We start from the raw sequence: 17,002 nt of genomic DNA on the forward strand, positions 1-17,002 counted from the left end.
ATGAGGCTCGTGGTGGTGGGCTGCGCCGGGTCGTTCCCGGGCCCGGACGCGGCGGCGTCCGCGTACCTCGTGCAGGCCGAGGGGCCCGACGAGCGCACGGGCGTGGTGCGCACCTGGACGGTCCTGATGGACCTGGGCAACGGCGCGCTGGGCCCGCTGCAGCGCCTCGCGGACCCGACCGCGCTCGACGCGATCGCCGTGTCCCACCTGCACTCCGACCACGTCGCGGACCTCGTGGTGCTCAACGTGCTGCGCCGGTACCGGCCCGGTGGTCCCTGCCCGCCCGTGGCGGTGCACGCTCCCGAGGGTGCGTCCGAGCGCCTCGCGCTCATGGCCGGCAAGGACCCCGCGACCGAGGTGTCCGGGCAGTTCGCGTTCCGCACGTGGGAGCCCGGCGTGCCCGTCGTCGTGGGGCCGCTGACGTTCGTGCCCGTGGCGGTCGAGCACCCGGTCCCCGCGTTCGGCTTCCGCGTGACCGGACCCTCCGACCACGACGCCTCGCGCACCGTGACGCTCGCGTACACCGGGGACACCGACGAGTGCCCCGGGCTCACCGAGCTCGCGGACGGGGTCGACCTCCTGCTCGCGGAGGCCGCGTACCTCGAGGGCCGGGACGACGGGCTGCGCGGCGTGCACCTGACCGGGCGCCGCGCCGGCCTCGCCGCGGCCGCAGGCCGTGCCGGACGCCTCGTCCTGACGCACATCCCCGCGTGGAACGACTCCGCGGAGACCCTCGCCGAGGCCGGTGCGGTGTACGCGGGCCCGCTCGACCTCGCGCGGACCGGCGACGTGCACGTCCTCTGACGCAGGTCGCCGGCGCTTCCCGGGATCCTGACCCCGACCTGCCCGCGCCTCCCGGGCGCTCCCGAGGCGTCGTCCGGAGCCGCCGTTAGGCTCGTCCGCATGACCCCCACGACTCCCGTGACCTCCGGCACGCCCGCGACGCGCCCCGACGGCCGCCGCCCCGACCAGCTCCGCCCCGTGACGATCACCCGGCGGTTCCTCGAGGCGGGCGAGGGCAGCGTGCTCGTGGAGTTCGGCGGCACCAAGGTGCTGTGCGTCGCGTCGTTCACCGAGGGCGTGCCGCGCTGGCGCAAGGGCTCGGGCGAGGGCTGGGTCACCGCGGAGTACTCGATGCTGCCGCGCGCGACGAGCACGCGGTCGGACCGCGAGTCGGTCAAGGGCCGGGTCGGCGGCCGGACGCACGAGATCTCCCGGCTCGTCGGGCGCTCGCTGCGCGCGATCATCGACGTCAGCGCGCTCGGGGAGAACACGATCGTGCTCGACTGCGACGTGCTGCAGGCCGACGGCGGCACGCGCACCGCGGCCATCACGGGGGCGTACGTCGCGCTCGCCGACGCGGTGGCCTGGGGACTGCAGAAGAAGGCGATCAGCCGGAGGAAGCCCGTGCTGCGCGACTCGGTCGCGGCGGTGAGCGTCGGGATCGTCGACGGCGTCCCGGTGCTCGACCTGCCGTACGTCGAGGACGTGCGCGCGGAGACCGACATGAACGTCGTCGTGACGGGCTCGGGCGCCTTCGTCGAGGTGCAGGGCACGGCCGAGCACGCGCCGTTCGACCGCGCCGAGCTCGACGCGCTGCTCGACCTCGCCCTCGCGGGGACCGCCGAGCTCACCCGGCTGCAGCGCGCGGCGCTCGACGCGCCCGCCTCGGACGGCAGCGCGTCGCGGTCGACGCTCGTGCACACGACGGCCGAGACCGTGCCGGCCGGCGAGGTGACGGGTCCGGTGACCGCATGACGGTGGCTCCCCGGCTCGTCCTCGCCACGCACAACGCGCACAAGCTCGACGAGCTCCGCGCGATCCTCGGCCCCGCGCTGCCAAACCTCGACCCCGTGAGCGTCGTCGGGGCGCGCGACGTCGGCGCCCCGGAGCCGGTCGAGGACGGCGTGACGTTCGAGGCGAACGCGCTGCTCAAGGCGCGGGCCCTCGCGCGGTTCACCGGGTTGCCGGCCGTCGCCGACGACTCGGGGCTCTCCGTCGACGTGCTCGGCGGGGCGCCCGGGATCTTCTCGGCGCGCTGGGCCGGGCGGCACGGCGACGACGCGGCCAACCTCGCCCTGCTGCTCGCGCAGCTCGCGGACATCGGCGCCGAGCACCGCGGCGCGCGGTTCACGTGCGCCGCCGCGCTCGTGACGCCGGACGGGTTCGAGCACGTCGAGACCGGGCACCTCGTGGGCCGGCTCACGGACCGGCCGCGCGGCGGCGGCGGCTTCGGCTACGACCCCGTCCTCGTGCCCGACGGCGAGACGCGCACGTGCGCCGAGCTCACGCCCGGGGAGAAGAACGCGATCAGCCACCGCGGGCAGGCGTTCCGCGCGCTCGTCCCGGTGCTGGTCCGTGTCCTGCGCGACGGCGGGCCGAGCCGCAGCACCCCGGACGCCGGCGGCCCCGTCGCGGGCACCCCGGACGCCGGGCCGTGAGCGTGACGCGCGGCGGGGCACGCGGGCAGCCGCTCGGCGCAGCGGTGAGCCCGGGCGCCGCCCCGGTCACGCTCGGCGCCGTGCACCTCGTGGCCGACGCCGTGACGTTCGGCTACCCCGGGCGCGCGGTGCTCGACCGCGTCGACGTCGCGGCGCCCGCGGGGACGCGGCTCGGCGTCGTCGGGGAGAACGGCGCGGGCAAGTCCACGCTGCTGCGGGTCCTCGCGGGGGAGCTCGCGCCGCAGGACGGCACCGTCCGCCGCGCCGGGACCGTGGCGGTCGTCGCGCAGGAGCTGGACGTCGGGCCCGCGGCGACGGTGGGGACCCTCGTGGGCGAGTCGCTCGCGGGCGTCCGGGCCGCCTCCGCCCGGCTCGAGGAGGTCGTCGACGGGTTCGACCACGAGACCGGCGACCTGGCGGCGCTGACCGAGGCGATCGGGCGCGTCGAGCACCTCGCGGCGTGGGACGCCGACCGCCGCGTCGACGAGGCCCTGAGCAGGCTCGGTGCGCCGCGCGACCCGGGCCGGCGCCTCGACGAGCTGAGCGTGGGGGAGCGGTACCGGGTGCGTCTCGGCTGCCGCCTGGCCGAGCGCGCCGACATCCTGCTGCTCGACGAGCCCACGAACCATCTCGACGTCGCCGGCATCGACTACCTGACCGCGCAGCTGCGCGGCTGGCCGGGCGTCGTCGTCATCGTCACGCACGACCGGCAGCTGCTCGACGACGTGATGACCGCGATCCTCGACCTCGACCCGTCGATGGACGGGCGCCCGGTGCTGTACGGCGCGACCCGGTACGCGACCTACCGCTTCGCCAAGACGCAGGCGCTGCGGCGCTGGCGCGCGCGGTACACCGCGGAGCGCAAGCGCGCGGTGCGGCTCGCGGAGCGGCTCGACGCGTCGTACGAGGGGCTGTCCGACGAGTGGCGCCCGCCCAAGGGCTCGGACAAGCACCGCCGGGGCACCCGCGCCCGCCAGCACGTCAAGGCGGCGGACCGGCTCGTGCAGCGGCTCGAGGCCGAGGCCGTCGAGGTCCCGGTCCCGCCGCTCGAGCTCACGTTCCCCGACCTGCCGTCCGTCCCCGACGACTACCCCGGCGGGCCGCTGCTCGACGTGCGGGCGCCCCGGGTCGCGGGCGCCGGCGGGCGTGACCGGCTCGACCTCGCGGGGACCCGCATCGACCTGCCGCCCTGCGGGCGGCTGCTCGTGACGGGGGCGAACGGTGCGGGCAAGTCGACGCTCCTGGCGGCGCTCGCGGGCACGCTCGGTCTCGACCGCGGCACCCGCAGCGTCGCGGCGGGCGTGCGCCTGGGGGTGCTCGGCCAGGAGGGTCTCGACGGCGGCGTGCCCGCGCGGGGGAGCCGGACGGCACGGACCTCCGTCGCAGGGTCGTCCCGCGCCGGCGCCCCCGAGCGCGAGAGCGGCTTCGACGCCTACGCGCGCCGCGCGCTCGAGCTGCTCGAGGCGGGCGCGCTCGACACGACGCGGCTCGTGCCGGTCGCCTCGCTCGGCCTGCTGACCGAGGAGGACCTCGACCGCCCGCTCGAGGAGCTCTCGGTCGGCCAGCGGCGCCGGTTCGACCTCGCGTGCGCGCTGCTCGCCGCGCCGCACGTGCTCCTGCTCGACGAGCCGACCAACCACCTGTCGATCGGGCTCGTCGACGAGCTCACCGAGGCGCTGCGCGCGACCTCGGTGGCCGTCGTGGTCGCGACGCACGACCGGAAGATGCGCGCCGATCTCGCGGACTGGCCGGAGCTCGTCCTCGGCTGACCGGCCGGGGCGGCCGGGCGCGCGGCTCAGGGCAGGCGGCCCACGTGCGCCATCGCCTGGCGCAGGAGGAGCCCCTGGCCGCCGGTCATCTCGAGCTGCACCTGGTGGTCGGCGGCCTGCTCGGGCGTGAGCCACGCGAGGTCGAGCGCGTCCTGCTGCGGCCGGCAGTCACCGGAGACCGGCACCACGTAGGCGAGCGAGACCGCGTGCTGGCGCGGGTCGTGGTACGGCGTGACCCCGGGCGTCGGGAAGTACTCGGCGACCGTGAACGGCTGCGGCGACGCGGGGATCTGGGGGAGCGCGACCGGCCCGAGGTCTTTCTCGATGTGCCGCAGCAGCGCGTCGCGCACGCGCTCGTGGTACATCACCCGGCCGGAGACGAGCGCGCGGGACATGACGCCCTCGGGCGTCACGCGCAGCAGGAGCCCGACGGCGACCACATCGCCGGACTCGTCGACGCGGACGGGCACGGCGTCCACGTAGAGCAGCGGGAGGGTCGCGCGCGCGTTCTGGATGGCGTCGGGGCTGAGCCAGCCGGCGGGTCGCTCGGGCTCGCGGGGGAAGTCGGCGGTGTCGGTCACCGTGCTGTTCTACCCTGCCCGGCGCCTGCGCCGCTCGCGGCACGCTTCGGCGCGTGCCCCGGCGTGCCCTTGCCTGCCTCTGCGTTCGCCCGTCGGGGAATACCCGGCGGCCCCCGTGCGCTCTACCGGGCGGAACCCACGACCCCGAGGAGGCACCGCATGGCCACCACCGAGCTGACCCACGACACGATCCAGCAGACCATCACGAGCAACGAGATCGTGCTCATCGACTTCTGGGCCGAGTGGTGCGGACCGTGCAAGCGGTTCGGCCCCGTCTTCGAGGCGTCGTCGGACAAGCACCCCGACGTCGTCCACGCGAAGGTCGACACCGAGGCCGAGCAGCTGCTCGCGAGCGAGCTCGCGATCACGTCGATCCCGACCCTGATGGCCTTCCGCGACGGCATCCTGGTCTTCAACCAGGCCGGCGCGCTGCCGGGCCCGGCGCTCGAGAGCGTGCTGCAGAAGGTCAAGGAGCTCGACATGGACGAGGTGCGCCAGCTGATCGCGGCTCAGGCCGCGGAGCCCGCCGAGGCCTGACCTGCGCGATCGGGGGCCCGTCTGCCGTCCGGCAGGCGGGCCCTTTTGCATCCTTTAGTCCCTTGACGGGGAATTTGTGCCTCCTTATCCTTCGGTTTGCTCTCTGGCAAGACACGACTTACGGTGTTCATGAGACCGCTCTCACAGTCTGACCAAACGGGGGCCTGACGGGGAGCGGATCTCGGCGGCACGCAACGATGCGTGCCGTCCGACACACGGGGCACGGCGTCAGGACACGCGCCGGTCCCGCGGGGGCTCCAGAAAATGCACTCACGCACAGAGATCCACTCACCTCAACCCTCCTCGGGCGCGCCACGCAGCGCCCGGACGCGGGTCACGTCGGCTGCGCTCGTCGCGCTGCTCGCCGCGGCCACCGTCGGCACCGTGGCGTCGTCCGCCGGTGCCGCCGTGCGCGACGTCGGGGCCGGCGGGTACACGACCGATCAGGTCGGGCCGGCGCCCGAGGGGTGCGCCGCCCTGGCGACCGACGCGCGCGCCTACGTGACGGACGACGCTCCCGAAGGGCCCGTCCCGACCAACGACTGGTGGTCGTCGCTGCTGTTCAAGAAGTGGAACTGCACGGCGAGCGAACCGCTGCACGCGCACCCGCTCGCGTACCAGCCCAGCGCCACCGGGCTCGGCCTGTCGTACACCACCACGCCCGTGATCAGCGGGCGGTCCGGCGGGGTCGGGGAGTTCCACTACTCCTACGCGGAGGACGTCGTCGTCGGGGTCGCCGGCCTGTCCGCCGGGGTCGTCGAGGTCGCGGACTGGACCGACTGGACCGTGACCGCGTCGTGGGCCGACTCCGACCAGTCGCTGCGCGCGACGATCGGCCACGGCCTGCCGTTCAGCTGGTACCACGTGACCGGCGGTGACGCGGTGCTCAGCTCCGCGGAGGACCAGACGGTGTGGCTCAACGACGGCGAGACCGTCGGGTTCACCGCGGGCGGCACCGACTACGTCGCGTACGCCCCGAGCGGCTCGACCTGGACCGTCTCCGGCTCGTCGCTGCGCAGCACGCTCGGCGGCAAGGGCTACCTGAGCGTCGCCTCGCTGCCGACCACCGCCGACGACACCGACGCCGACCGCAAGGCGCTCGCGGAGCAGTACGCGGAGCACGCCTACGCCGAGGTCACCGGCACCACGGTCGCCTACGAGTACGACGAGCAGGCGGGCGCCGTGCGCACCACCTACGCGCTCGAGACCACCGCGCTCGAGGGCGAGCAGTCCGGCACCGTCGTCTCGCTCTACCCGCACCAGTCGCAGTTCGTGACGGAGGCCGCCGCGGGCGACGGCTCCGCGGCCGAGCTCGATCGCGAGTACTTCTCGCCCCGCGGCGACATGACGACCTACGTCGGCGCGACGTCCTTCACCACCGAGACGCCGTTCACGGGCGTGCTGCCGGAGATCCCGGCCGTCGCGACCGGTGAGGGTGCCGCGAACACGCGCCTCGACGGCCTGCTCGACCAGGTCAAGGACGACCCGATGGGCATCATCAACGGCGACACCTACTGGACCGGCAAGGCCCTCGGCCGCGCCACCCGCATCGCCGAGATCGCCGACCAGGTCGGCCGGGACGACGTGCGCGACAAGGCGCTCGCCCAGATCAAGGCGACGCTGACCGAGTGGTTCACCGCGACGCCCGGCAAGGCCGAGAAGGTGTTCGCGTACAACGAGAACTGGGGCACGCTCGTCGGCTTCCCGGCCTCGTACGGCTCCGACAAGGAGCTCAACGACCACCACTTCCACTACGGCTACTACATCGTCGCGGCCGCGACCCTCGCCCGGTTCGACCCCGAGTGGGCGTCGGACGAGCAGTACGGCGGCATGGTCGACCTCCTGATCCGCGACGCGAACAACTACGACCGCGACGAGACCCGCTTCCCGTACCTGCGCGACTTCGACATCTACGCGGGCCACGACTGGGCCTCGGGCCACGGCGCGTTCGCCGCGGGCAACAACCAGGAGTCGAGCTCCGAGGGCATGAACTTCGCGAACGCCCTGATCCAGTGGGGCGAGGCGACCGGTGACACCGAGGTCCGTGACGCCGGTGTCTTCATGTACGCGACGCAGGCCGCCGCGATCCAGGCGTACTGGTTCAACGGGGCGGACAACCTCCCGGAGAAGTTCGGCCACACGACGGTCGGCATGGTCTGGGGCGACGGCGCCACATACACGACGTGGTTCAGCGCCGAGCCGGAGATGATCCAGGGCATCAACACGCTCCCGATCACCGGCGGGCACCTGTATCTCGGCATGCGTCCCGAGGACGTGCGGTCCAACTACGCCGAGCTGGTCAAGGCCAACGCGGGTGAGCCGACGGTGTGGCAGGACATCCTGTGGGAGTACCTCGCCCTCGGTGACGCGCCGGCCGCGCTGAAGGCGCTCGACGCCAACCCGGGCTACACGGTCGAGGAGGGCGAGAGCCGGGCGCACACGTACCACTGGGTGGCCAACCTGGCCGCTCTCGGGACGCTCGACACCGGCGTCCACGGCGACCACCCGCTCTCCGCGGTGTTCAGCGACGACGGCGACCGCACGTACGTCGCGGCGAACGTGACCTCGGAGGACCTCACGGTCACCTTCTCCGACGGCACGACGCTCGACGTCGCCGCCGGCACCACGGCGACCACGGGCAAGTACACGTGGAGCGGTGGCTCGGGCACCGGTGGCCCCGGGGGCAACCCGGACCCGACGCCGACGACGTCACCGACCGCGACGCCCAAGCCGACGGCCACGGCCACCCCGAAGCCGACGGTGACGCCCAAGCCGACCGCCACGGCGACGCCGAAGCCGACCGTCACGCCGACACCGACCCCGACGTCGACGGCCCCGACCGGCTTCACGCTGTTCCTGCAGTCGAACGGCTCGCTCGGCTCGAAGGCCGGCACCACGCCTACCGCGACCGTGCCGATCGCCACCGGCGTCGACGCGGTCGGTGAGCCCGGCAAGGGCCTCGTCTACACGGCGACCGGGCTCACGGGGAAGCTCGGCGGCGGGACGACGTCGTTCGACGTCGCGCTCGACGCCGGCACCAGCGTCGGGCAGGCGACCCGCGTGCGGGTCTCGTACGACCTGACCGGCAACGGCAGCTGGGACCGCGTGGAGACCTACCGGTACTTCGCGACCGACCCGGTGACCGGCTGGGAGCGGTACACGCAGGCCGCCGGCCTGGAGAGCCAGTCCGGCACGCTGGGCGACCTCGCGAAGGGGTCCGTGCGCGTCGAGATCTGGAACGTGTTCGGCGGGGCGACCAGCACGGTCGACCTGACCAGCTCGAAGGTGAGCCTGCCGTTCAGCTGAGGCTGACCGGCGAGCACACCCGCTGACGGGACCGGTGGCCGTCCCTGCGTCACGACGACGCGGGGGCGGCCACCGTCGTGCGCCCCGCGGCCGCCCGCCCGCACGCCCGCCCGCGTGGTACTCCGGTGCGGGAGACGGGAGTCGAACCCGCACGCCCGTGAGGGCACCAGGACCTAAACCTGGCGTGGCTGCCGTTTCACCACTCCCGCGCGCGCACCCGGCTGCTGCCGCCCGCCGGAGGTGCGCGTCCGGCGGGCGGAGGTGCGTCAGTCGATCTCGAGGTCGCGCCGCAGCTTCGCGACGTGCCCGGTGGCCTTGACGTTGTACTGCGCGAGCTCGACCTTCCCGTCCGGGTCGACGACGACGGTGGAGCGGATCACGCCCGTGACGGTCTTCCCGTACAGCTTCTTCTCCCCGAACGCGCCCCACGCCTCGAGCACCGACCGCTCGGTGTCCGACGCGAGCGGGAACGTCAGGCCGTCCTGCTCGGCGAACTGCGCCAGCTTGTCGACCGGGTCGGGGGAGATGCCGACGACCGCGTAACCGGCCCCCTGCAGCGCCGAGAGGGAGTCGCGGAAGTCGCACGCCTGCGTCGTGCAGCCCGGCGTCATCGCGGCCGGGTAGAAGTACACGACCACGTGCTGGCCGCGCAGCTCCGAGAGCGTCACGCTGCGGCCGTCGGCCGTGGGCAGCGTGAAGTCCGGCGCGGTGTCTCCGGCGGTGAGGCGAGGCATGGGTCTCCGAGGCTCGTGCGGGTGGTCGGCGCCCGCAAGCCTACGTCGGGGCGGCGGGGCGCGGCTGTCGGTCGTCGCGCGTGCGGGTAGCGTCGGCCCGTGAGCCAGCCCGTCCCGTCCCCGCGCCCCGAGCTCCCGATCCGGATGCTGAACGACCGCCTGCTCGTCGAGCTCGACGACGAGGCGTCCGAGCGCCGGTCGACGGCCGGCATCGTCATCCCGGCCACGGCGGTCGTGGGCAAGCGCCTGGCGTGGGCCGTCGTGGTCGCCGCGGGCCAGCACGTCCGCCAGGTCGAGATCGGCGACCGCGTGCTGTTCGACCCGGACGAGCGCGCCGAGGTCGAGCTCGAGGCCCGGACCTACCTGCTCCTGCGCGAGAAGGACGTCCACGCCGTCGCGCAGCCACACGCTGGGCGTGAGGGCACCGGGCTGTACCTGTGACGTCCGTTGTGACGTCCCCCGTGGCGACGGCGCCCGCTCGGGTCCGTGGGGGCCGCTCGGGGCCCGGCCGGGTGCAGCCGCACGGGGCACGCGCGGATCTCCTGCTTGCGCGCACGGCACCACGGGTGCTGCGATGACGGTCGACCAGGGAGATGAACGGATGACTGACAACCTCGAGAACCCGGCTGACGACGCCCCGGCCGACGCGTCCGTGGAGCCGCCGGCCGTGGCGCCTGCCGTCACGCCGCCCTCCGTGATGGACCTGCTGGCCGAGCACGTGCCGCTCGCGCTGCTCGCCGACCTCGCCGCGCCGGACGGTCCCGTGTCGCAGGCGATCCTCGAGACCGAGGGCATCCCCGAGGACGCCTGGTGGGAGGGCGACGACCGCCCCGCCTCCGCGGACGACGCGGCCGCGGGCGCCGAGGACGAGCTCCCGGTCGACCCCGACGCCGCCGCGGGGTGAACCGCGTCACAGTGCCGCCCGGCGGCGGTATCCGGTTCGCGACCACGGCCTGACCCCTGGTAACGTTTCGCCCCGCGCGCCATTAGCTCAATTGGCAGAGCAGCTGACTCTTAATCAGCGGGTTCGGGGTTCGAGTCCCTGATGGCGCACCACCGCGAGGCCCCTGACCTGGATGGTCGGGGGCCTTCGCCGTTCCCGGGCATGGTCTCCGGTCGGGTACCCGACGCTGCGCCGCACCGCGGACGGTGCCCGCGGGTCGCCGCGCCGACGTCCGCCCACGCTGGTGCAACGGGGGCGTCCGCCGCGACGATGAGGCTTCACCTCAGGAGGGAGCGGACATGGCGCAGGACGACCGGCAGGTGCACGAGTACGACGTCGTGGTGATCGGGGCGGGAGCCGTCGGGGAGAACGCCGCCGACCGCGCGCACCGGGACGGGCTGAGCGTCGTCGTGCTGGAGGAGGAGCTCGTCGGCGGGGAGTGCTCCTACTGGGCGTGCATGCCGTCCAAGGCGCTGCTGCGCCCCGGCGCGGTCCTCGAGGCCGCGCGGGCGGTCCCGGGTGCTGCCCAGGCCGTCACCGGGACGGTCGACGTCGCCGCGACCCTGGCGCGGCGTGACGAGTTCACGTCGCACTGGGACGACCACGGCCAGGTCGGGTGGCTCGAGGGCGCGGGGCTCGCGCTGCTGCGCGGCCGTGCGCGGTTCACCGGGCCGCGCGAGCTCGCGCTGACCGACGCCGACGGCGGGGTGCAGGTCGTGCGCGCGCGGCACGCGGTCGTGGTCGCGACGGGCAGCGAGCCGGTCGTCCCCGACGCCCTCGCGGCGGTCCGTCCGTGGACGAGCCGCGAGGTGACGTCCGCGGAGCAGGTGCCCGGGACGCTGGTGGTCGTCGGCGGCGGAGTCGTCGCGGTCGAGATGGCCGTCGCGTACACCGACCTGGGCTCGCGGGTCACGTTGCTCGTGCGCGGCGAGCGCGTGCTGCCGCGCGCCGAGCCGTTCGCGGGCGACGAGGTCGGGGAGTCGCTCGTGAAGCGCGGGGTCGACGTGCGCTACGGGGTGGAGGCGACGGCGGCGACGCGCGACGAGAGCGGAGTGCACCTCACCCTGGCCGACGGCTCGCGGGTGGACGCCGACGAGCTGCTCGTCGCGACGGGCCGCACGCCGCGCACCGCCGACCTCGGGATCGACGTGCTGGGCCTCACGCCGGGCGAGCCGCTCGCCGTCGACGACGCGCTCGAGGTCACCGGGGTCGAGGGCGGCTGGCTCTTCGCTGCGGGCGACGTGACCGGCCGGACCGCCACGACGCACCAGGGGAAGTACGACGCCCGGGTCGTGGGCGACGTGGTCGCGGCGAGGTTCAGCGGCGTCGAGACGGCGGCGGAGCGCGAGCGCACGGCCGGGCCGTGGAGCCGGTACCGGGCGAGCGCCGACCACACGGCGGTGCCGCAGGTCGTCTTCTCCCGCCCCGAGGTGGCGTGGGTCGGGCACACCGAGCGCGAGGCGCGCGACGCCGGGCTCGACGTGCGCACCGTGCGCTACGCGATCGGGTCGGTCGCCGGGGCGGCCGTCGCGGCTGACGGGTACGCGGGCACCGCCCAGCTCGTGCTCGACGAGGTGCGCGGCACGATCGTCGGTGCGACGTTCACCGGCCCCGACGCGGCCGAGCTGCTGCAGGCCGCGACCGTCGCCGTGGTGGGGGAGGTGCCGCTCGACCGGCTCTGGCACGCCGTGCCGGCCTACCCGACCGTGAGCGAGGTGTGGCTCCGGCTGCTCGAGACCGCGGGCCTCTGACCCGCACGACGGGCGCCGTCCGGGTCCGGACAGCACGACGCCCCGCCCGCCCGGTCGTGCCGGGGGAGCGGGGCGTCGTCGTGGGTCAGCTCGCGAGCGAGCCGTCGCTCGACAGCACGAGGCCGATCGCTGCCTCGCCCTGGCGGACGGCCTCGCCGATCAGGCCGAAGTCGTAGGCCGTGAACTCGGCGAACTCGAGCCCGTAGGTCTCCTCGAGCCCGGGCTGGCAGAACGGGCGCTCGGGGCACTCGGCCGGGCCGGCGAGCACGAGGCCGCCACAGGCCTCGGCGAGCTCGCTGAGCGTCTCGACGCCGTGCTCCTCGGCGAACGCGCTCGTCACCGCGAACGCGTTCTGGTCCTGGGCCTCGGCGACCGCGCCGAACGTCAGGCCGACCTCCTCGCCGAGCGAGGTCAGCGCCGTGACGGTCTCCCCGGGGTCGGCGCTCGCGACCGGCTCCGCGCCGTCGCCGTTGACCTTCGTGTTGAGGAACTCGGCGAGCGTGGCCGCGTACTCGGGCGTCAGCGTGATCTGGCCGCTCTCGAGCGCCGGCAGGTAGGTCTCGCGGTTGCCGATCGTCTGGACCTCGACCTCGTAGCCGGCGGAGCGGAGCACCTCGCCGTAGACCTCGGAGAGCGTCGCGCTCTCGGAGAAGTTGGCCGCGCCGATGACGACCTTGGTGCCGGCACCTGCGCTCGCGTCCGCCGCGGCCAGGCCCTCGTCGGCGACGTACTCGGCCGCGACCTCGCTCGACGTGCGCCGGTCGATGTCGACCGAGCGGTTCAGCTCGATGAGGTCGTCCGTGTCGAGCGACTCGGAGACCGAGTCGAGCAGCGGGACCAGCGCCGGGTCCGCCGCCGCGGCCGCGGCGTTGACCGCCGGGATGACGTTGTCCGCATTCTGCAGCCCCTTGTCGTCCTCGAGCACGACGAGCTCGTCGCCCGCGACAGGCTCGCAGGTGGCGCCGGCCGCCGTCGACGCGGCGGTCTCCTCCTCGCCTCCGCCGGAGCCCGGGCTGCCGCACGCGGCGACGAGGAGCAGGAGTCCGGCGGCGCCGGCAGTCAGGATCGGGCGACGTGCGGGCATGGCGTTCTCCTCGCGAAGGCCTGGCGGGGTGGTGGCACAATTCGACCGGTCCTGGCGTGCGTCGGCAACAGCACGCGGGGTGGAGCACGTCACCATCGGGTCACGATCCTGCGGGGCCGGAGGGTCGCGGCGACGGTCCGGCGGGTCACGAGCTCTCGCGCGCGACGCGGCCGCGCATCGGGCGGGGCGTCAGCGCACGCTGCCCGCCGGCCAGGACGGCCTCGACGAGCAGGCACAGGCCGGCGACGAGCACGCCGCCCGCGAGGACCTCGCCGTAGCGCTGCAGGGCCAGGCCCGACGCGATGAGCGAGCCGAGCGAGGTCCCGCCGACGAACGCGGCGAGGGGCACGGTCGCGACGACCTGCACCGCGGCCGTCCGCAGCCCCGCCCCGATCAGGGGGAGCGCGAGGGGCAGCTCGACGCGCCGCAGCGAGGTCCAGGCGGACATCCCCATGCCCCGGGCGGCGTCCCGCACGTCGGCGTCGACCTCGAGGACGCCCGTGTAGGCGTTCGTGAGGATGGGCGGGACCGCGAAGATCGCGACCGCGAGGGTCGTCGCCGAGCCGCCGAAGAGCCCGGCGGACGCGAAGATCGTGAGCAGCGCGAACGTGGGCAGCGCGCGCGAGGTGTTCGCGACGACGACCGTGACCGCGCCGCCGCGGCGCCGGTGGCCGAGCCACACCCCGAGCGGCAGTGCGACGAGCGCCGCGAGCGCGACCGCCGCGACCGAGATCAGCAGGTGCTCGCGGGCCAGCGCGAGCACGCCGCCCCGGCCCGTCCAGTTGAGCGGGTCGTTGAGCCAGAGCAGCGCGTCCTGGACGACGTCCATCACGCCTCCCTCAGGGTGTCCGGGACGACGCGGCCCGGGACGACGTGGCCCCGGACGACGCGGCCCGGCCCCGCACGGTCCGGCCTGGCACGGTCCGGAGCGCTGCGGTCCCGCGTCATGCGGTCCGGCCCGCCCGCGACCACGGGGTCACGGCGCGCCCCGCGGCGTACAGCACGAGGTCGCAGACGAGCGCGAGCGCGAGGCACAGCAGCGTCGCCGTCATGATCTCGGCGTGGTACCGGCTGCGGAAGCCCCGGAACATCAGCTGCCCGAGCCCGCCGTAGCCGACCACGACACCGACCGTCACGAGCGCGACCGTGGTCACGGTCGCGAGCCGGACGCCCGCGACGATCGCCGGGAGCGCGTTCGGCAGCTCCACGGTCAGCAGCAGCCGCAGCCGGCCGTACCCGAGGCCGCGGGCGGCGTCGCGCACCGCGGGGTCGACCCCGGCGAGCCCGACGACGATGTTGCGCAGGAGCACGAGCAGCGCGTAGGTGACGAGGCCGATCAGCACGGTCGTGCGGCCGATCCCCGTCCACGGGGCGAGGATGGCGAAGAGCGCGACGGACGGCACGGTGTAGAGCACGCCCGCGGTCCCGACGAGCGGACCGGCGAGCCGCGGCCGCACGTGCGCGATCGCGCCGAGCGGCAGCGCGAGCACGAGGGCGATCGCGACGGCCTGGAAGGTCAGCGTCGTGTGCTGGGAGAGCGCGCGCAGCAGGTCCTCCTGGTTGCGCGTGACGTAGTCCCACGACAGCCACGGATTCGCGGGCTCGGTCGCGGCGCGCAGCGCACGGGAGGGGATCATCCGGGCGAACGTACCGGCGCCCGCCGACAGCCGCACCGGGGGACGCGGCGGGCGTCGCTCCGGAGGACCGTTGTCGGTCCGGCCCGGTAGCGTCCCCGGGATGGGAACCGCGATCGCGTTCGAGCACGTGCGCAAGGTCTACGCGGACGGCTCCGTGGCGGTCGAGGACCTCTCGCTCGAGGTCCGCGAGCACGAGCTGCTCGCGCTCGTCGGCCCGTCAGGCTGCGGCAAGTCCACGACGCTGCGCATGGCGAACCGCCTCGTCGAGCCCACGTCGGGCCGCATCCTGCTCGGGGGCGAGGACGTCACGAACGCCGACGCGGTCGAGCTGCGCCGGCGCATGGGCTACGTGATCCAGCACGTCGGGCTGTTCCCGCACCGCACGGTGGCGCAGAACGTCGCGACGGTCCCGGTGCTGCTGCGCTGGGACCGGCGCCGGACGACCGCCCGCGTCGAGGAGCTGCTCGATCTCGTCGGCCTCGACCCCGCGGTGTACGCCCGGCGCTACCCGCACGAGCTCTCGGGCGGCGAGCGCCAGCGCGTCGGGGTCGCCCGCGCGCTCGCGTCGGACCCGCCGGTGCTGCTCATGGACGAGCCGTTCGGCGCCGTCGACCCGGTCGGGCGCCGCCGCCTCCAGTCCGAGTTCGCGCGGATCCGGCGCGAGCTCGGCACGACCGTGATGCTGGTCACGCACGACGTCGACGAGGCCGTCCGGCTCGGGGACCGCATCGCGGTCCTGAGCAAGGGCGGGCACCTCGAGCAGCTCGCCGACCCGGTGCAGGTGCTCGCGGCACCCGCGAGCGCCGCGGTCGCGGACCTCGTCGGACAGGGGGCGGCGGTCCGGCTGCTCGCGCTGGGTCGCGTCGAGCTCGGCGACCTGGTCCCCGTCCCGAGCGCTCCCGGTGCGGGTGAGGAGCGTGAACCCGCCCTGCCGCCCGCGGAACCGCTCCCGCTGGGGGCGTCGCTCGACATGGCCTTCGCCCGGCTGGCGGCCGCCCACGGCGGGCACGTGCCGGTCACGGACGGCGGGAGGGTCGTCGGCTCGCTCGACGGCGCGTCCCTGCTCGCCGCGCTCCACCGGGTGACCCGCGCGGCGCTCGACGCCGAGGCAGCGGCCGGTCGCACCGCCTGACCGGCCGCGGCCGCACCCGCGCTGTGGCCCGGACGACGGCTCGCTACGCTGCACGGGTGACCCAGCCCCGCATCGCCCTCGCGACCTCGTCCGCCCTCCCCGAGCTCGAGGCCGACGACCGCCCGCTGGTCCCGGCCCTGGCGGAGCGCGGCATCACCGCCGAGCCCGTCGTCTGGGACGACCCGGCGGTCGACTGGTCGTCCTACGACCTCGTGCTCATCCGCTCGACGTGGGACTACACCCAGCACCCCGACGACTTCCTGGCCTGGAGCCGGAAGGTCGAGGAGGTCTCGCGCCTCGTCAACCCGGCGTCGGCCGTCGCGTGGAACGTCGACAAGCAGTACCAGCGCGCGCTCGAGAGCGCCGGCCTGCCGATCATCCCGACCATCTGGCTCGACCCCGAGCGCAACTTCGACTCGCGCGCGATCCACACGCGCTTCCCGGCGTTCGGCGACTTCGTCATCAAGCCGACCATCTCGACGGGCTCGCGGGACACCGGGCGGTACAACGCCGGGGAGACCCCGTCCCGGGCCCTGGCCATCACGCACGCGAAGAACCTGCTCACCGCGGGCCGGCACGTCATGGTCCAGCGCTACCTCCGGCAGGTCGACACCGTCGGCGAGAGCGCGCTCGTGTTCATCGACGGCCGGTTCAGCCACGCGGTCCGCAAGGCCCCGCAGCTCGAGGGCCCGTTCCGCGCCGAGGACGCCGAGGGCGACAAGACCGTCAAGCACGAGGTCATGACGGCGCGCGAGGCGAGCGCCGAGGAGATCGCGGTCGCCGAGCGCGTCGTCGCGGCGCTGCCGCAGCTCGTGGACGGCGTCGAGAGCCCGCTGCTGTACGCGCGCGTCGACCTCGTCCCGGACGACGCCGGGCGCCCCGTCGTGCTCGAGCTCGCACTGACGGAGCCGTCGCTGTTCTTCTCCCTCGGCGACGGGTCCCTCGAGCGCTTCGCGGACGCCCTCGCCGCGAGGCTCTGAACCCGCGGACCGCGGCTCCGGCCCGGCCCGGCCCGCGAGGCCGGAGTGGCCGCGAGGGTCCGTGGCTCCCGGGCTCATGACGAAGGCCCCGCACTCGACGAGTGCGG

General features: G+C 74.8%; 16 protein-coding genes and 2 tRNA genes. 12 read left to right on the plus strand and 6 right to left on the minus strand.

The genetic code is table 11. The annotated features are described in order from the left end of the window. From NXY84_RS07970 to NXY84_RS07985, 4 genes are all read left to right on the plus strand, one after another. Positions 1-804, plus strand: coding sequence for an MBL fold metallo-hydrolase (locus tag NXY84_RS07970; protein WP_258726564.1), 804 nt, complete (start codon positions 1-3; stop codon positions 802-804). A 99-nt stretch (positions 805-903) separates the two neighbouring features. Next, positions 904-1,758 (plus strand): ribonuclease PH, encoded by an 855-nt coding sequence (rph, locus tag NXY84_RS07975; RefSeq protein WP_258726565.1) that lies wholly within the window; start codon positions 904-906, stop codon positions 1,756-1,758. Beyond that, positions 1,755-2,441, plus strand: coding sequence for an RdgB/HAM1 family non-canonical purine NTP pyrophosphatase (rdgB, locus tag NXY84_RS07980; RefSeq protein ID WP_258726566.1), 687 nt, complete (start codon positions 1,755-1,757; stop codon positions 2,439-2,441). Before rph ends, rdgB begins: the two co-directional genes overlap by 4 nt. Positions 2,442-2,485: 44 nt before the next feature. After that, positions 2,486-4,210, plus strand: coding sequence for an ABC-F family ATP-binding cassette domain-containing protein (locus NXY84_RS07985; RefSeq protein WP_396126388.1), 1,725 nt, complete (start codon positions 2,486-2,488; stop codon positions 4,208-4,210). Between the two features lie 26 nt (positions 4,211-4,236). Here the strand turns inward: NXY84_RS07985 and NXY84_RS07990 are convergent, their stop codons facing one another. Then, on the minus strand, positions 4,237-4,791 hold the full coding sequence (locus tag NXY84_RS07990) for an NUDIX hydrolase family protein (protein WP_258726567.1): 555 nt from the start codon (positions 4,789-4,791) through the stop codon (positions 4,237-4,239). Between the two features lie 159 nt (positions 4,792-4,950). Here NXY84_RS07990 and trxA point away from each other — a divergent pair, with 159 nt between their 5' ends. Together trxA and NXY84_RS08000 are read left to right on the plus strand one after the other, a co-directional pair. Further along, positions 4,951-5,328 carry a thioredoxin gene (gene trxA / locus NXY84_RS07995; protein ID WP_258726568.1) on the plus strand — a complete coding sequence of 126 codons (378 nt, stop codon included), beginning with the start codon at positions 4,951-4,953 and terminating at the stop codon, positions 5,326-5,328. 264 nt (positions 5,329-5,592) lie between these two features. Continuing rightward, positions 5,593-8,634 (plus strand): glycosyl hydrolase, encoded by a 3,042-nt coding sequence (locus NXY84_RS08000; protein ID WP_258726569.1) that lies wholly within the window; start codon positions 5,593-5,595, stop codon positions 8,632-8,634. Positions 8,635-8,760: 126 nt separating this feature from the next. Here the strand turns inward: NXY84_RS08000 and NXY84_RS08005 are convergent. Further along, positions 8,761-8,843 (minus strand) — tRNA-Leu (locus NXY84_RS08005). A 57-nt stretch (positions 8,844-8,900) separates the two neighbouring features. Further along, positions 8,901-9,368, minus strand: a complete 468-nt coding sequence (gene bcp, locus NXY84_RS08010; RefSeq protein WP_258726570.1) for a thioredoxin-dependent thiol peroxidase — start codon at positions 9,366-9,368, stop codon at positions 8,901-8,903. 144 nt (positions 9,369-9,512) lie between these two features. On the opposite strand from bcp, the gene NXY84_RS08015 reads away from it, so the two are divergent. From NXY84_RS08015 to NXY84_RS08030, 4 genes are all read left to right on the plus strand, one after another. Then, entirely contained in the window at positions 9,513-9,809 is a 297-nt protein-coding gene (locus NXY84_RS08015; RefSeq protein WP_258727152.1) for a GroES family chaperonin, read from the plus strand. Between the two features lie 160 nt (positions 9,810-9,969). After that, positions 9,970-10,272, plus strand: a complete 303-nt coding sequence (locus NXY84_RS08020) for a hypothetical protein (protein WP_258726571.1) — start codon at positions 9,970-9,972, stop codon at positions 10,270-10,272. A gap of 76 nt (positions 10,273-10,348) precedes the next feature. Continuing rightward, positions 10,349-10,424: transfer RNA gene (locus NXY84_RS08025), tRNA-Lys, on the plus strand. Between the two features lie 186 nt (positions 10,425-10,610). Continuing rightward, complete coding sequence (locus NXY84_RS08030) at positions 10,611-12,062, plus strand: dihydrolipoyl dehydrogenase family protein (protein ID WP_258726572.1); 1,452 nt, start codon at positions 10,611-10,613, stop codon at positions 12,060-12,062. 85 nt (positions 12,063-12,147) lie between these two features. Here NXY84_RS08030 and NXY84_RS08035 read toward each other — a convergent pair whose 3' ends face one another. The 3 genes from NXY84_RS08035 to NXY84_RS08045 form a co-directional block, all read right to left on the minus strand. Next, positions 12,148-13,146: a glycine betaine ABC transporter substrate-binding protein gene (locus NXY84_RS08035; protein WP_258726573.1), complete on the minus strand. Its 999-nt coding sequence runs from the start codon at positions 13,144-13,146 to the stop codon at positions 12,148-12,150. 145 nt (positions 13,147-13,291) lie between these two features. Beyond that, a complete protein-coding gene (locus NXY84_RS08040; protein WP_258726574.1) occupies positions 13,292-13,975 on the minus strand; it encodes an ABC transporter permease in 684 nt (227 codons plus the stop codon). A gap of 115 nt (positions 13,976-14,090) precedes the next feature. After that, positions 14,091-14,783, minus strand: a complete 693-nt coding sequence (locus tag NXY84_RS08045; protein WP_258726575.1) for an ABC transporter permease — start codon at positions 14,781-14,783, stop codon at positions 14,091-14,093. Positions 14,784-14,883: 100 nt separating this feature from the next. Here NXY84_RS08045 and NXY84_RS08050 point away from each other — a divergent pair, with 100 nt between their 5' ends. Continuing rightward, positions 14,884-15,915 (plus strand): ABC transporter ATP-binding protein, encoded by a 1,032-nt coding sequence (locus NXY84_RS08050; RefSeq protein WP_258726576.1) that lies wholly within the window; start codon positions 14,884-14,886, stop codon positions 15,913-15,915. Between the two features lie 56 nt (positions 15,916-15,971). Continuing rightward, the gene (locus NXY84_RS08055; RefSeq protein ID WP_258726577.1) at positions 15,972-16,895 is read left to right on the plus strand and encodes an ATP-grasp domain-containing protein; all 924 of its coding nucleotides are present in this window, start codon (positions 15,972-15,974) and stop codon (positions 16,893-16,895) included. Positions 16,896-17,002: the final 107 nt, after the last annotated feature.

It is taken from the genome of Cellulomonas sp. NS3 (assembly GCF_024757985.1).
Taxonomy (GTDB): domain Bacteria; phylum Actinomycetota; class Actinomycetes; order Actinomycetales; family Cellulomonadaceae; genus Cellulomonas_A.

Coding starts and splice junctions, on each gene's coding strand:
- NXY84_RS07970 (WP_258726564.1), top strand. CDS start 1: ATGAGGCTCGTGGTGGTGGGCTGCGCCGGGTCGTTCCCGGGCCCGGAC.
- rph (WP_258726565.1), top strand. CDS start 904: ATGACCCCCACGACTCCCGTGACCTCCGGCACGCCCGCGACGCGCCCC.
- rdgB (WP_258726566.1), top strand. CDS start 1,755: ATGACGGTGGCTCCCCGGCTCGTCCTCGCCACGCACAACGCGCACAAG.
- trxA (WP_258726568.1), top strand. CDS start 4,951: ATGGCCACCACCGAGCTGACCCACGACACGATCCAGCAGACCATCACG.
- NXY84_RS08000 (WP_258726569.1), top strand. CDS start 5,593: ATGCACTCACGCACAGAGATCCACTCACCTCAACCCTCCTCGGGCGCG.
- bcp (WP_258726570.1), bottom strand. CDS start 9,368: ATGCCTCGCCTCACCGCCGGAGACACCGCGCCGGACTTCACGCTGCCC.
- NXY84_RS08015 (WP_258727152.1), top strand. CDS start 9,513: ATGCTGAACGACCGCCTGCTCGTCGAGCTCGACGACGAGGCGTCCGAG.
- NXY84_RS08020 (WP_258726571.1), top strand. CDS start 9,970: ATGACTGACAACCTCGAGAACCCGGCTGACGACGCCCCGGCCGACGCG.
- NXY84_RS08030 (WP_258726572.1), top strand. CDS start 10,611: ATGGCGCAGGACGACCGGCAGGTGCACGAGTACGACGTCGTGGTGATC.
- NXY84_RS08035 (WP_258726573.1), bottom strand. CDS start 13,146: ATGCCCGCACGTCGCCCGATCCTGACTGCCGGCGCCGCCGGACTCCTG.
- NXY84_RS08040 (WP_258726574.1), bottom strand. CDS start 13,975: ATGGACGTCGTCCAGGACGCGCTGCTCTGGCTCAACGACCCGCTCAAC.
- NXY84_RS08045 (WP_258726575.1), bottom strand. CDS start 14,783: ATGATCCCCTCCCGTGCGCTGCGCGCCGCGACCGAGCCCGCGAATCCG.
- NXY84_RS08050 (WP_258726576.1), top strand. CDS start 14,884: ATGGGAACCGCGATCGCGTTCGAGCACGTGCGCAAGGTCTACGCGGAC.